Genomic DNA, 14424 nt, shown 5'->3' on the forward strand with positions numbered 1-14424 from the left:
CTGATAGCGCAGTTTAGGCCGTGATCGCCGGCCGTGGTTCCATCGGTCAGTATTTTGACCATTCAACCCCTCTAATTCAGGCACGACAAGGCTTGGGGTTGAGCGACACACTTTTTTAGGCGCAGAATGGACGCCCTTGGGGTTTTACCTCGCCTGCTAGAAAAGGAAACTCGATGACTCGTCTTCGTGCCATCTGTACCGCGGTTGCACTGGTTTGCGCCAGCGGCCCTGTTTTTGCCGATACCGCCAGCCACAACGCCAGTGCCGAAGCTTTCCTGACCCTGGCGCACGCTGACAAATTGGGCACTCCGGTGTACATGCAAGTGCAGCAAATGTTCGCTCAGCGCTTTGAACAGACCAAAGCCCCTGAATCGAAAAAAGCCTTGCTGGAAACCTACCAGGCCAAAGCCAACGCCGCTCTGGACCAAGCCATTGGCTGGAACAAGCTGAAGCCGGACATGGTCAAGCTGTACACCTCCAACTTCAGCGAATCCGAGCTCAAGGACCTGGTCGCGTTCTACCAGTCGCCACTGGGCAAGAAAGTCCTGGAAAAAATGCCGCAGCTGACCCAGCAATCGGCCCAGATGACCCAGGCCAAGCTCGAAAGCGCCGTGCCAGTGGTCAACAAGCTGTTGGCTGACATGACCAACGAGCTGGACCCTAAGGCTAACGCCGCTGCACCTGCTGCCAAGAAAAAGCCTTAAGCGGAGTTCGGTATGACCATGCAACAACGCATCGAATCGACGCTGGGCCTGTTACAGCCCGAGCACCTGCAAGTGCTGGATGAAAGCCATATGCACAGTCGTGGGTTGCAGACCCATTACAAGGCCGTGGTGGTCAGCCAGCAGTTCGAAGGGCTCAACCGCGTCAAGCGTCACCAGAAAGTCTACGGCACGCTCGGCGAGCTGATGGGCGAGTTCCATGCGTTGGCGCTGCATACCTACACGCCTGAGGAATGGGCACAGATCGACACGGCTCCGGCCTCGCCGACCTGTGCTGGCGGCTCGCACTAAACAAATGCGCCATCTTCGGCGCTGCCCTTTGTAGGAGCCGGCTTGCTGGCGATGACGGTGGATCAGTCGACATCTTTGCTGGCTGATCGGACGCTATCGCCAGCAAGCCGGCTCCTACAGAGAGGTGTGGCTAGTCGACATTAAGCCGGCTCCCACAATTTTTGCTAGAATCCGCAACGCGCCGCTTACCCGGCGCGTTTTTTTTCGCATCCGGTTCACCCCTTACGAGGGTAGCCACCTGGAGAATCACCCATGACACAACAGATTGTCGTGGCGGCACTGTATAAGTTCGTCACCCTGGAAAACTACGTCGACCTGCGCGAGCCGCTGCTGCAGGCCATGGTCGACAACGGCATCAAAGGCACGCTGCTGATCGCCGAAGAAGGCATCAACGGCACCGTGTCCGGCAGCCGCGAAGGCATCGACGGGCTGATGGCCTGGCTCAAGAACGACCCGCGCATGGACGACATCGACCACAAAGAGTCGTACTGCGACGATCAGCCGTTCTATCGCACCAAAGTCAAACTCAAGAAAGAAATCGTCACCCTCGGCGTCGAAGGCGTGGACCCGAACAAAAAGGTCGGCACCTACGTTGATCCAGAGAACTGGAACGCGCTGATCAGCGATCCGGAAGTACTGTTGATCGACACTCGCAACGATTACGAAGTCTCGATCGGCACCTTCGAAGGCGCCATCGATCCGAAAACCACCAGTTTTCGCGAATTCCCCGACTACATCAAAGCCAACTTCGACCCGGCCGTGCATAAGAAAGTCGCGATGTTCTGCACCGGCGGCATTCGTTGTGAAAAGGCTTCGAGCTACATGCTCAGCCAGGGTTTCGATGAGGTTTACCACCTCAAGGGCGGCATTCTGAAGTACCTCGAAGAGGTGCCGCAGGAAGAAACCAAATGGCAGGGCGACTGCTTCGTGTTCGATAACCGCGTGACCGTTCGTCATGACCTCAGTGAAGGTGACTACGATCAATGTCACGCCTGTCGTACACCGGTTAGTGTTGAAGACCGCGCGTCCGAGCACTATGTGGCCGGCATCAGCTGCCCGCATTGCTGGGATAAGCTGAGCGAGAAGACCCGTCGCAGTGCCATCGATCGGCAGAAGCAGATCGAACTGGCCAAGGCTCGCAACATGCCGCACCCGATCGGCTACAACTACAAGCAAACCCCTTCCGAGGCTTGAACCATGTCTGCACGCCGCCTGCTCTATGTGATGGACCCGATGTGTTCCTGGTGCTGGGGCTTTGCGCCGGTGGCCAATGCGTTGGTCGAGCAGGCGCAGGCGGCGGGTGTGGACGTGCATTTGATTGTGGGCGGCTTGCGCACCGGCAGTGGTTCGGCGCTGGAGCCGACCACCCGGCGCTACATTCTTGAACATTGGCAGGCGGTCACCGAGGCCACCGGTCAGCCGTTCAAGATCGAAGGCGCATTGCCCGACGGCTTTGTGTACGACACCGAGCCGGCCTGTCGGGCGTTGGTGACGGCGCGCAGCCTGGCGCCGGATTGCGCGTGGAAACTGCTTGGTCTGATCCAGCATGCGTTTTACGCAGAAGGGCGCGATGTTACCCACGCCAGTGTGCTGGTGGAACTGGCGGAGCAAGCCGGTTTGCCGCGCATCGAGTTCGCAGCCGCGTTCGACCGCGCCGATCAACATGCCGCGACTGCGGCCGATTTCACTTGGGTGCAGGACCTCGGCATCGCCGGTTTCCCCACCTTGCTGGCAGAGCGTGATGGTCAATTGGCGTTGTTGACCAATGGCTATCAGCCTCTCAGCGTATTGTCACCGCTGCTCGGCCGCTGGCTGGAGCGCGCTGCCTGTGCATGATCTGCCTGACGACGCCCCAACCGCTGCACGTGTCGACCGTCTGAGCTGGGCGGAAATCCGCCGCCTGGCCCTGCATCACAAGAAATCCCTGTGGATCGCCAACGGCGTGGCCGTGCTGGCGACGTTGTGCAGCGTGCCGATTCCCTTGCTCTTGCCCTTGCTGGTGGACGAAGTGCTGCTGGGCCATGGCGACGCGGCGCTGAAAGTCATGAACCACGCACTGCCCGAAGGCTGGCAGAAAGCGGCGGGGTACATCGGCCTGATGCTGCTGGTGACCTTGTTGCTGCGCTGCGGTGCCTTGTTATTCAACGTGGTGCAGGCCAAGTTGTTCGCGGCACTGGCCAAAGACATCGTGTACCGCATCCGCCTGCGGCTGATCGAGCGCCTCAAACGCATCTCACTGGGCGAATACGAAAGCCTGGGCAGCGGCACGGTAACCACGCACCTGGTCACCGACCTGGACACGGTGGACAAATTCGTCGGAGAAACCCTCAGCCGGTTCCTCGTCGCCATGCTGACCCTGATCGGCACCGCGAGCATCCTGATCTGGATGCACTGGAAGCTGGCGCTGCTGATCATGCTGTTCAACCCGCTGGTGATCTATGCCACGGTGCTGCTGGGCAAGCGGGTCAAGCACCTGAAGAAACTCGAGAACGACAGCACCTCGCGATTCACTCAAGCGTTGACCGAAACCCTCGATGCCATCCAGGAAGTGCGCGCCGGCAACCGTCAGGGCTTCTTCCTCGGGCGTCTCGGCCAACGTGCGCGGGAGGTGCGCGATTACGCGGTGAACTCCCAGTGGAAAACCGATGCCTCGAACCGGGCCAGCGGTTTGCTGTTCCAGTTCGGCATCGATATTTTCCGCGCCGCGGCGATGCTCACGGTGTTGTTTTCCGACTTGTCCATCGGCCAGATGCTCGCGGTGTTCAGCTACCTGTGGTTCATGATCGGTCCGGTGGAACAGCTACTGAATCTGCAATACGCCTATTACGCCGCCGGTGGTGCGCTGTCCCGAATCAATGAGTTGTTGGCAAGGGCCGATGAGCCTGAGTATCCGGGCGGGGTCGACCCGTTCAACGGTCGCGAAACCGTGGGTATCGAAGTCCAGGGATTGAGTTTCGGTTACGGCGACGAGTTGGTCTTGAACCAGATGAACCTGTCCATCGCTCCCGGTGAAAAAGTCGCGATTGTCGGCGCCAGCGGCGGTGGCAAAAGTACGTTGGTGCAATTGTTGCTGGGCCTGTACACGCCACTGGCCGGGACGATCCGCTTCGGCGGTTCGACCCAGCAGGACATCGGCCTGGAAACGGTGCGTGAAAACGTAGCGGTGGTCCTGCAGCATCCGGCGCTGTTCAACGACACCATTCGCGCCAACCTGACCATGGGCCGTGAGCGCAGTGACGAAGCCTGCTGGCAGGCGCTGGAAATTGCGCAGCTGCATAACACGGTTCGGGAACTGCCCAATGGCCTGGATAGCATTGTCGGACGTTCCGGCGTGCGCTTGTCCGGCGGTCAGCGCCAACGCCTGGCGATTGCACGGATGGTGCTGGCCGAACCGAAAGTGGTGATTCTCGACGAGGCCACTTCAGCGCTGGATGCCGCCACCGAATACAACCTGCACCAGGCACTGGCGCGGTTCCTGAGCCACCGCACCACCCTGATCATTGCGCACCGATTGTCCGCCGTGAAGCAGGCCGACCGGGTGCTGGTATTCGACGGCGGGCAAATTGCCGAGGATGGCGACCATCAGCAACTGATTGCCGAGGGTGGTTTGTACGCCAAGCTGTACGGGCATTTGCAGCAGCACTGATCAGTGCCGCGCGGCTACTTCCAGATCACGTTCAACGCCTCGGGATTGCCGTCATAACCGAATTGCTTCATGACGATGGAACACGAGTCGCAGGGGGCCATGGTGGTGGCGATAGTGATGGACTCAAGCTCCTGAGAGTCCGGATATTTCTGGCGTATGACGCTGATGAGTTTGCTCTCGGTGTCCAGTGAAGTAGGGCGTTGGGTGAGTGCTGGGGTGTATGTCTCGATGTTGTCGATCGTGTGCGGAATCGCTCGCAACTTGCCAGAAGCGGAGACGTTCAGCGATGTCTGCGGGAAGCTGGCGCCGTGATCTATGTTGAAGTAACTCGTACCTTCGTCGATCACCTCTTTCGAGCCTCTGTTTCTCTCAAACAATGGCAGGTAAGCAGTGTCACCCTGTCTGCCGGAAACGCTGACATAAACCTCCCTAATGCCCTGTCTTGTCTTGATTTCCGCGAATGCAACATTGCGCAGCTTGCCCAATTCACTCTTATGAATGTTGCTGATGCGTTGCTGTAACTCCAACATGACGCCATCGATTTTCAACGCCTTGGGCCCACCTCGAACCGACGATTCCAGGGTGATGACGGTTCTCTGAAATAGTGTATTGATGACTTGCGCTGTCGTTTTACGGACATTTTCCGGAGCATTCCTGGACGCGGACCAGGTCGTTGCGCCATCGGTGGAGTGCCTGACGATCATTCGGGTCGAGTGATCGAACAGCACGGCCTCGCCGGGGCTGGTATCGACCTTGATCAGCCTGAGTGTATCGGGCGGATTGGCATGGCCGCCGATAGGTATGGCGATGTTGTCCATCGCTCTCATGGCGCGCTCAACGAGAGTCACACCGTAAATCCTCGCCATGTTGTTGGCATTCAACGAGCCGGTGTACACCACCATCAACTCGCGCCGCAGTTCGGCGGGCAAGGTTGACGCTTGCTTGAAGGTCAGTGCGTTACGCAGGCTTTGCCCTTTTGCCAGTTCGGCAACGTAAAAATCCCCCGCATCAAGACGTGTGAAAACATACTGTTTCGATCCGTCGACCGAGTCCGCGATGACGGCTCCGGAGTGGAAGGTATCGGTCACACCTTTTTCGGTCACGTTGACTTTGACACGCCCGTAAATGCCTTTGCGGAATTCCATCGTCGCGTCGAGTGTTGTGTGAGTGGCCAACGAAACCTTTGTCAGCGGGGCGCCCGCTGTGCCTGGTGTGTAAATGCTGTCGCCAAACCAGGTGGCCCATCCCTTGGTTTCATTGAACGTGCCAACCGCGGGTGTCGGGGCCGGGTCTCGCTTCACATAGCGAGTCGTGCACACATCTGTTCCCGGGGCGCGTCGCGGTCGGCAAGGTATCGACTTCAGCGAATCACTCGCGTCAATCAAGTCTGCACGGCGTAGCGTGTCACCCTCCAGCCGGTACGGCACGTCATCGATGAACAGCGTGGTTCGGCCGTCCACTTCAAGCACTTCTCGTACGTGGCGTGTCTTGGCTAGCTCCACAACCGATTGCTGGTTGCGGCTTTCCAGGGTGCTGTAGTGCGATTGCCCGGGCGAGAAGTCACTGGCGCGGGTGGTCAACGACGGGCCATAGGGCTTGGAGGACAATGGATCGATCAGGCGCAAGTCGGTCTTGCCAGAGGTGCCGATGTTGCGAATTGGCACATCATCTATGCCTTTGATGCTGGCTAGCTGATCTCCCAGCGTTGCAGGCTTCCAGCGTCCGGCGTCACTCAACTGAGGCAAACTGCGCACGTACTCGTAGTAGCGGATTTTCCCCACGAGTTCGTTAAATTCGAACGTGACGGTTTTATAAATGTATCGCACCGATTTGCCCAAGCCTTTGAGCAGCGCGGGAATAATCTCAAGCGGATTCAACGCTCGCAGTGTCGATACCAGCAGCGTTTTTGTCAGCGTTGAAAATGAAGGGAGCGTTGCGCGTGTGGCCAGTTGGCCCGCGTTACTGATCAGTCTGATCGAACCCGTGGCGAATTTGCCAATGGGGATCACGAACGAAATTACATCGAAAAACAGGCCGACTATTCCCAGGGCGATGCGATTCTTATCGCCTGACATCACGTCTTCGACAGGGCCCCAGAACGGTACAAACAACTTGGCGATCTTGAATATCTTTCTACGTTGAGCTTCTTCGAGTTCAAACCTGGTCTGACCCTTCGCAAAGGTGCGCAACGCTTGCGGGTCAACAAACAGGAGTTCGGTCGCAATGTGTCGGCTGATCGCCAGTGAGCGGCTGGACGACAGGGTCAATGGGGCGCGTTGATGATGCTCCGTGATCTCGGAACTTGCGCTGAACGCTGGCGGCAGCTGATCGATGATTGCCTCGCAGAAGGCCGTTGCCTTGGGCAGGGTGCCATTCGAATGCGCGTCCCAGTCGAAGGGTAAATGCCTGTCGCGGATGACATCGACATAGGCCCCATTGGAGGTGGTTGCCATCGCTCCGATCCGGGGAATGAACAACGTCGCATCAAAATTTTCGAGGCGACGTATTACCCCGGCTTTCGGGAGGAGCTCGTAAAAAGTGCTGACGGAAACGGCGGCTTCGTCCCCGGTGGGCTCGTTTGTTTGAGTCGCTTGCAGTATCACGCCGTTGCGCGCTCTGAGCGGCAACGTAATTTCGGGCGTTTCGTCCTTGGCTGCGACCTTACTGGTTTCTTTGCGCAGGCTGTAAATCTTGACTTCACCCACCTCCAGCGCCAGGCGGTCGACATAGGGGAGTGAGGTTAACAGCGTTCTGATCAATGTCTGGTAGGCCGTCGTGATCGTTTCCAGATGCCGCTTGAACGCATCGTCAAACAGCGCAGGGACATCGGGAATTTTGGTAAACGGTGACAGGACTTTTTGACGGCCTTCAAATCCATTACCGGGAACCGGCCATGGCTTGTCAGCTTTCAAGTACCGGTCCTTGTCCATCCTGATCCATTGTGAGCTCAAGGTTTTGCCGTCAGCCTCAGTCACAAACCATGTTTTCTGATCGTCGAACATGTCGGACGCCAAGACATCGGCGAACGAGTAATACTTGTATTCCTTACCCCTGAGTGGCGGCGGGTCGCGAAAGCCGATTGAAGCCAACTCGTCATACCTGGCCAGTTTGCGTCCGTCGGTATTGAAGGCTTCGCTTCCGAACAGTGTTTGTATTTCAGCTTTGGCGATGGCCAGCCGTTTGGGTGGCTCTTCATTGATTCGGATAACCGCTTGATTGACCTCTTTCGAGTGTTTTTCCAGTTCGGAGCAGGCCCGTTCGATTTCAGCTTGCGTGTAATCCTTGAGGTCTTTTTGCGAAACGAAACCCTGGGTGACAGCCCAATCCAGGGTCGGAAGCAGCCTGGTGAGACTGAGGAGGTTCAATTCTTCCGTGGTTGCCACTTCGGCCCTGTGCATGGGCAAGTTGACCAACTGCTGGAAGCTCAGTCTGTCCAGCAGTTCGGGGGAGACCGATTTGACGAAATTGACTCCGTTGAGGAAGTTGACCCAGACAACCGTGCTCCGGTAAGCAAGATCTGCCGGAATATCCCGCACGCGAAACTCAAAGGGGAATCGGGACAAAAACAATCGCGAGATGACCACGGCCTCTTTGTCCGACGATGCCAGTTTTGACGTGAGTAAATGGGCTTCAAATGCTTCTCGGATAGCTTGATAGCTCTTTCCCCAATTCGAGCGACTTCGCCATTCGTACCCGGCGATCAGATCACTGGAGCCCAGGGTCTGTGCACAAAGCCAATACTGCAGCGCGTTGGCTATCAGTCTGGTGCTGATGTAAGGCGACGTCTCTTCACCGGTTTTTCCGCCGTACCAATCCATTGTCGTCAGTAAAGTGTTTCCTAGTTTTTGAGCCTCCGCGCTCTGCAGGATTTTTTCGAGGTACACACTCGGCGTCGCGCGAACTTGTTCAATCGTTGCAGTAGGAAGAATGTCCTTGGCAAAGTAAGTCAGCGGTGAATTAACACTCTCTGGCAGAAATTGATTAACCGCATCGACTATTTCAGCGCGAGTCTGGACGCCATGGAGTAACTGCGTATCGACTGGAGCGTCAGGAGATGCTTGTTGGATAGTCGCGAACGTTTCCAGATCCTTTTCTGTTGGAAGGGGCTTCAGATCAAGGGCTTCAAACTCGTCCTCCAGTTTCAAACGATGGCTGGCGATCCTGTCCTGAATGACTTTTATCGTGGCCTGAACTTGTTGCGGGTCTCTGGATGTCAGTGCAATACCGTAAAAGACACACATCCTGTCGAAGCCAATGGTGCGGTTTGAATTCAACACACCGCCCAGCAATGCTGCTGCTTGCTCAATCCGCAGTTTCAGCGGCTGCCATTTGGCGTGTTCCGTCAATTCCAGCGTGACTTTATATCCTGTGTTTTTCCAGGCCTGATAGACATACTTGCCCTCCTTGAACTCGACGAATAGATCACCGTGCTTTAACTCAAGCCTTGTGCACATATCGATGTAATCCCGATCGCGCAGCACTTGCCATAACGCTTTTAATCCGTCAGCGCTCACCTTGGTGAGCGGTGAAAAAGGTTTTAGTGGCAAAACGGGCCATAGAATATTTACCGGTGTTTCGCGCAAGGTCGCGAGCAGAAGTTCGTAATCCTCCAGTTGGCCTGCATGTAACTCAGCCTCGGAGGGGGAGGATGGGTTTGAAGTGTTCGATTGCATGTAATTGCTTCTCTTGATTATCGGTTGATCTGCACATCGCTCTGGTGCGATGGCGTCGTTGGCCGATTTCAAGCGAAAACAAACAGGAGAGAGCGGTACATAGTTAGGTGATGACGGTTTTGCTCCAGGAACTGTGTCGCGCGGTGTGTCCGCCTCTCACTGAAAACCGTTATTTACCTGCACTTGCCCATAGAAAGGGCTTCCCGCTTGCCGGGATCGAGAACGCACCCTAGTCTAGCTGTAGCGATCACGTTGGATGATGATCTGGCAGTGCTAAAACAAGGGACCTCATGAATCAAACGCGGACTCTCGGAACGCCACGGTTGCTGGGCATCGTCTGGCCATTTATCGCTGTCGTGCTATTTCAGGCGCTGTTGGGCGGTTTCAGCCTGTATGTTTTGTCGGCGGTGCGCGGCTATGTTGCCGGCGAAAGTCTCTGGTCCAAGGGCCAGAAAGACGCCATCTATTACCTGAATCTCTACGCGGACAGTCGCGACGAGACGATATTTCTCAAATACCAGAACGCCATCGCCGTGCCTCAAGGGGGCCACGAGTTACGTTTGGCGCTGGACCATCAGCCGCCGAACATCGAAGCGGCACGCCAGGCGATCCTCAAGGGGGGCAACCATCCGGATGACGTCTCCAGCCTGATCTGGCTGTACCTCAATTTCCGCCACTTCTCTTACCTTGAGAAAGCCATCGACCTCTGGACGGTAGGGGATGCGTATCTGCTGCGCCTTGATAATGTTGCTCGGGAAATGCACCAGCGCATCACCTCCCGTCAGGCCACCAATGGCGATATCCAGCGCTGGAAAGATCAGATTTTTGCGATCAACGATGAAGTGACGCCGGCAGCGAAAGCCTTCAGTGATGCCCTGGGTGAAGGCTCGCGGGTGATTCTGCGCCTGCTGCTGTTGACGAACCTCGCCACCGCCCTGGGCTTGATTGTCCTGGCCCTGATGCGCACGCACAAATTGCTCAAGCAGCGCCATGCGTTCGCCGACGCCTTGCAGTTGGAGAAGGAGCGCGCGCAGATCACCCTGCAATCGATTGGCGATGCCGTGATCACCACTAATGTCGACGGCGCGATTGCCTACATGAACCCTGCTGCCGAGGCGTTGACGCACTGGAAGGCCGAGCAGGCGACAGGTTTGCCCTTGGCCGCGCTGTTCAATCTGCTGGACGAGAATGCCCAGACCGACGGCTTTACGTTGATCGAGCACATCCTTAGCGGTCAGCTCAGCGGTGGCAGCGAGCATTCCAAATTGATTCAACGGCTGGATGGCAGCACGGTTTCGGTCACGCTGGTCGGTGCGCCGATCCGCAATGCCGGCAAGGTCAGCGGCACCGTGCTGGTGTTGCACGACATGACCCAGGAGCGGCAATACATTGCCAATTTGTCCTGGCAGGCGACCCATGACGCCTTGACCGGGCTGGCCAATCGCCGCGAATTCGAATATCGCCTGGAACAGGTGCTGCACAACCTGACGCGACATCCGGGGCGTCATGCCTTGATGTTTCTCGATCTGGACCAGTTCAAGCTGGTCAACGACACCTGCGGCCACGCGGCGGGGGACGAGTTGTTGCGGCACATCTGCGCGTTGCTGCAATCGGGCTTGCGCGAAGGCGATACCTTGGCCCGCCTGGGCGGCGACGAATTCGGCATCCTGCTGGAGAGTTGCGCGCCGGAAGCTGCGGAGAAAATCGCCGAGGGCCTGCGCCAGACCGTGCAGAACCTGCATTTCGTCTGGAAAGGCCGGCCGTTCGTGACCACCGTGAGCATTGGCCTGGTACACATCAATCAGCACCCGACCACCCTCGAAACATCGCTGCGCGCCGCCGATATGGCCTGTTACATGGCCAAGGAAAAGGGTCGCAACCGGGTTCAGGTCTATCACGCCGATGACTCGGAACTGTCCCTGCGCTTTGGCGAAATGGCTTGGGTGCAGCGCTTGCACATGGCGCTGGAAGAGGACCGCTTTTGTCTGTATGCCCAGGAAATCGCAGCCTTGGGTCATGTCGAAACAGGCGGCGGGCATATCGAAATCCTGTTGCGCCTGCATGACGAAGCCGGGCGCATGATATTGCCCGACAGTTTTATTCCGGCGGCGGAACGTTATGGACTGATGACTTCGCTTGATCGTTGGGTTGTACAGAATGTTTTCAAGATCATTGCCCAATGTATATCGGAGAAACACAAAGGGCCGTTGGCGATGTGTGCGATTAATCTGTCAGGCACAACTATAGGAGATGAGGCGTTCCTGGACTTCCTGCGTCAACAGTTCATTGCTTATTCCATACCGCCTGAAATGATTTGTTTTGAAATTACTGAAACCAGCGCTATTTCCAATCTTGGAAGTGCAATTAGATTTATTAATGAACTCAAAGGCTTAGGTTGCCACTTTTCGTTGGATGACTTTTGCGCCGGTATGTCCTCATTCGCCTACTTGAAACATTTGCCTGTAGACTTCCTGAAGATCGACGGGAGTTTCGTAAAGGATATGCTGGACGACCCGATTAACCGCGCCATGGTCGAAGTGATCAATCACATCGGCCATGTAATGGGTAAGCGTACGATTGCCGAGTTTGTTGAAACACCCCAGATTGAGCAGGCATTGCTGGAGATTGGGGTGGATTACGCTCAAGGGTATGTGGTTGAGCGCCCGCATCTGTTTACCTGCGATAGTTTACAAAGTCGTCCTGCCAGGCCTCAGCCCTTGTTGTTCAAGGCGCCTGGCACGTTCCGTTGAAATCTCCTGCTGATCCTTACAATCACAATCAAAAGGAACCCGACAGTGATCGACACATTCAACAGAACCGGACCCCTCATGGAAGCTGCAAGTTATCCCGCCTGGGCTCAGCAATTGATCCAGGACTGCAGCGAGAGTAAACGCCGGGTTGTCGAACACGAATTGTACAGGCGCATGCGAGATAACAAACTCAGCGCAAAGACCATGCGCAACTACCTTATTGGTGGTTGGCCCGTGGTTGAGCAATTCGCGTTATATATGGCACAGAACCTCACCAAGACCCGTTTTGCCCGCCATCCCGGAGAGGACATGGCGCGACGATGGTTGATGCGCAACATTCGTGTGGAATTGAACCATGCCGATTACTGGGTGCACTGGAGCCGTGCTCACGGTGTCAGCCTGGAAGATCTGCAGGCGCAAAAGGTGGCCCCTGAACTTCACGCCTTGAGTCATTGGTGCTGGCACACCAGTTCGGCGGACTCGCTGATCGTTGCCATTGCCGCCACCAACTACGCCATTGAAGGCGCGACCGGCGAGTGGTCGGCGCTGGTCTGTTCCAATGGTGTCTACGCGGCATCGTTCCCCGAAGAGGATCGCAAGCGAGCCATGAAGTGGCTGAAGATGCATGCTCAGTACGATGACGCTCATCCGTGGGAAGCGCTGGAAATCATCTGCACGCTGGCGGGGCTGAACCCGAGCAAGTCATTGCAGGCCCAATTGCGCGAGGCCGTGTGCAAAAGCTACGACTACATGTACCTGTTCCTGGAACGGTGCATCCAGCTTGAGCATGTGGAAAAGGCTCCGGTCGCGCGTGGGCGCATGGCGTTGGCCGAAAGCTGATCGGTTGGACTCACCATTGAAAAAGCCCGCGCCCTCTATCGATAGAGGGGCGGGCTTTGTCGTATTGGCCGCAAGCCGTCAGGCGCTGACTTTCAGTCCGATCAGCCCGGCAATGATCAAGGTCACGCTGGCCAGCCTGAACAGCGCCATCGATTCACCGAACAGGATGATCCCGGCGATGACCGTGCCGACGGCACCCACGCCGGTCCAGATCGCATAGGCAGTGCCCAGGGGCAATTCCTTCATCGCCAGCCCAAGCAGGCCAAGGCTGATGGCCATCGCGGCAATCGTCAACGCAGTAGGGAGAGGACGGCTGAAACCGTCGGTGTATTTCAGGCCGACAGCCCAGCCCACTTCGAACAGGCCGGCGAAAAACAGAATGATCCAGGACATGAGAGACCTCCATCGATTGACGGGGTCGTCCCCAGATTAATGACTCGATCGAGCCGCGAGGTCGTCCTCGCGTTGCGCAGTATGGTGCCCATCATTAACCCGGGGATCAAGTTTTCCGCTTACTCAGTCACTTGCCGAGCCGCGGTTTCCCGGTCTTCTTTCTCGCTCATCCGGCGGAAATACGTCGAGAGCAGCGCTCCGGAAATGTTGTGCCACACACTGAACAATGCGCTCGGTACCGCCGCCAGCGGCGAGAAATGCGCACTGGCCAGCGCTGCGCCCAAACCGGAGTTTTGCATGCCGACCTCCAGCGCCAGGGATTTACGCTGGGCCAGTGGCAACTTGAACAGCCGTCCGGTGAAGTACCCCAGCAGATAGCCGAAGCTGTTGTGCAGCATCACCACGGCCATGATCAGCAGGCCGGACTCGGCGATCTTCGCCTGGCTGGCCGCGACGACAGCCGTGACGATGATCACGATGCTGACAACGGAAACCAGCGGCAATACGTCCACTGCGTGGCGAACCCGATCACCGAGCACGCGCTGAGCGACCACGCCGAGCACGATCGGCAGCAGCACCACTTGCAGGATCGACCAGAACAGTTCCATGAAGGACACCGGCAACCAGGCCGAGGCGAGCAGCCAGATCAGTGCGGGCGTCAGCAGTGGAGCGAGGAGGGTGGTGACGGCGGCGATGGCCACCGACAGCGCCAGGTCTCCACGGGCCAGCCAGGTCATCACGTTTGATGAGGTGCCGCTTGGGCAGCAACCGACCAGGATGACTCCGACGGCGATTTCCGGCGGCAGATGGAACACCTGGCAGAGCAACCACGCCACACCGGGCATGATCACGAAATGTGCAACCACGCCCAGCGCCACACGCCACGGATGGCGAGCGACTTCGGCGAAGTCTTCGAGCTTGAGGGTCAGGCCCATGCCGAACATCACCAGGCCCAGGAGCGGCACGATCGCGCCTTTCAGGCCGAGGAACCATGCCGGTTGCAGGAAAGCCACGACGGCGAAAATCAGAACCCAGTAAGCGAAGGTATTGCCGACAAAGCGACTCAATGCAGCCAGTGCACGCATGGCCTGATCCTTATTTTAAGTAAC

10 protein-coding genes are annotated in these 14424 nt (G+C 57.1%); 7 read left to right on the forward strand and 3 right to left on the reverse strand.

Going from position 1 to position 14424, the window contains the following annotated elements; all coding sequences use genetic code 11:
• The first annotated feature begins 173 nt into the window (after positions 1 to 173).
• The 5 genes from KGB24_RS19880 (at position 174) to KGB24_RS19900 (ending at position 4659) form a co-directional block, all read left to right on the forward strand.
• A complete protein-coding gene (locus tag KGB24_RS19880; protein ID WP_008035681.1) occupies positions 174 to 704 on the forward strand; it encodes a DUF2059 domain-containing protein in 531 nt (176 codons plus the stop codon).
• 12 nt (positions 705 to 716) lie between these two features.
• On the forward strand, positions 717 to 1013 hold the full coding sequence (locus KGB24_RS19885) for a BolA family protein (protein WP_008035680.1): 297 nt from the start codon (positions 717 to 719) through the stop codon (positions 1011 to 1013).
• A gap of 252 nt (positions 1014 to 1265) precedes the next feature.
• On the forward strand, positions 1266 to 2207 hold the full coding sequence (locus tag KGB24_RS19890) for a rhodanese-related sulfurtransferase (RefSeq protein ID WP_008035679.1): 942 nt from the start codon (positions 1266 to 1268) through the stop codon (positions 2205 to 2207).
• A gap of 3 nt (positions 2208 to 2210) precedes the next feature.
• Positions 2211 to 2849, forward strand: a complete 639-nt coding sequence (locus KGB24_RS19895; protein WP_008035678.1) for a DsbA family protein — start codon at positions 2211 to 2213, stop codon at positions 2847 to 2849.
• Positions 2842 to 4659: an ABC transporter ATP-binding protein gene (locus KGB24_RS19900; protein ID WP_008040921.1), complete on the forward strand. Its 1818-nt coding sequence runs from the start codon at positions 2842 to 2844 to the stop codon at positions 4657 to 4659. Before KGB24_RS19895 ends, KGB24_RS19900 begins: the two co-directional genes overlap by 8 nt.
• 14 nt (positions 4660 to 4673) lie before the next feature.
• Here KGB24_RS19900 and KGB24_RS19905 read toward each other — a convergent pair whose 3' ends face one another.
• The gene (locus KGB24_RS19905) at positions 4674 to 9332 is read right to left on the reverse strand and encodes a deaminase domain-containing protein (RefSeq protein ID WP_223416139.1); all 4659 of its coding nucleotides are present in this window, start codon (positions 9330 to 9332) and stop codon (positions 4674 to 4676) included.
• Between the two features lie 290 nt (positions 9333 to 9622).
• Between KGB24_RS19905 and KGB24_RS19910 the strand changes: the two genes are divergently transcribed.
• Both KGB24_RS19910 and KGB24_RS19915 read left to right on the forward strand, forming a co-directional pair.
• Positions 9623 to 12082 (forward strand): EAL domain-containing protein, encoded by a 2460-nt coding sequence (locus KGB24_RS19910; protein WP_223416140.1) that lies wholly within the window; start codon positions 9623 to 9625, stop codon positions 12080 to 12082.
• 78 nt (positions 12083 to 12160) lie between these two features.
• On the forward strand, positions 12161 to 12922 hold the full coding sequence (locus KGB24_RS19915; protein ID WP_008035666.1) for a TenA family transcriptional regulator: 762 nt from the start codon (positions 12161 to 12163) through the stop codon (positions 12920 to 12922).
• Between the two features lie 78 nt (positions 12923 to 13000).
• On the opposite strand, the gene sugE is transcribed toward KGB24_RS19915, so the two are convergent.
• Both sugE and KGB24_RS19925 read right to left on the reverse strand, forming a co-directional pair.
• Positions 13001 to 13315 (reverse strand): quaternary ammonium compound efflux SMR transporter SugE, encoded by a 315-nt coding sequence (gene sugE, locus KGB24_RS19920; RefSeq protein WP_008035664.1) that lies wholly within the window; start codon positions 13313 to 13315, stop codon positions 13001 to 13003.
• 119 nt (positions 13316 to 13434) lie between these two features.
• On the reverse strand, positions 13435 to 14400 hold the full coding sequence (locus KGB24_RS19925; protein WP_008035661.1) for a bile acid:sodium symporter family protein: 966 nt from the start codon (positions 14398 to 14400) through the stop codon (positions 13435 to 13437).
• Between the last annotated feature and the right edge of the window lie 24 nt (positions 14401 to 14424).

The sequence above is a fragment of the Pseudomonas sp. BF-RE-25 genome (genome assembly GCF_019956105.1).
Taxonomy (GTDB): Bacteria; Pseudomonadota; Gammaproteobacteria; order Pseudomonadales; family Pseudomonadaceae; genus Aquipseudomonas; species Aquipseudomonas migulae.

What these genes read in the sequence shown, in the direction of transcription:
- KGB24_RS19880 (WP_008035681.1), top strand. Translation starts at nt 174, where the DNA reads ATGACTCGTCTTCGTGCCATCTGTACCGCGGTTGCACTGGTTTGCGCC.
- KGB24_RS19885 (WP_008035680.1), top strand. Translation starts at nt 717, where the DNA reads ATGACCATGCAACAACGCATCGAATCGACGCTGGGCCTGTTACAGCCC.
- KGB24_RS19890 (WP_008035679.1), top strand. Translation starts at nt 1,266, where the DNA reads ATGACACAACAGATTGTCGTGGCGGCACTGTATAAGTTCGTCACCCTG.
- KGB24_RS19895 (WP_008035678.1), top strand. Translation starts at nt 2,211, where the DNA reads ATGTCTGCACGCCGCCTGCTCTATGTGATGGACCCGATGTGTTCCTGG.
- KGB24_RS19905 (WP_223416139.1), bottom strand. Translation starts at nt 9,332, where the DNA reads ATGCAATCGAACACTTCAAACCCATCCTCCCCCTCCGAGGCTGAGTTA.
- KGB24_RS19910 (WP_223416140.1), top strand. Translation starts at nt 9,623, where the DNA reads ATGAATCAAACGCGGACTCTCGGAACGCCACGGTTGCTGGGCATCGTC.
- KGB24_RS19915 (WP_008035666.1), top strand. Translation starts at nt 12,161, where the DNA reads ATGGAAGCTGCAAGTTATCCCGCCTGGGCTCAGCAATTGATCCAGGAC.
- sugE (WP_008035664.1), bottom strand. Translation starts at nt 13,315, where the DNA reads ATGTCCTGGATCATTCTGTTTTTCGCCGGCCTGTTCGAAGTGGGCTGG.
- KGB24_RS19925 (WP_008035661.1), bottom strand. Translation starts at nt 14,400, where the DNA reads ATGCGTGCACTGGCTGCATTGAGTCGCTTTGTCGGCAATACCTTCGCT.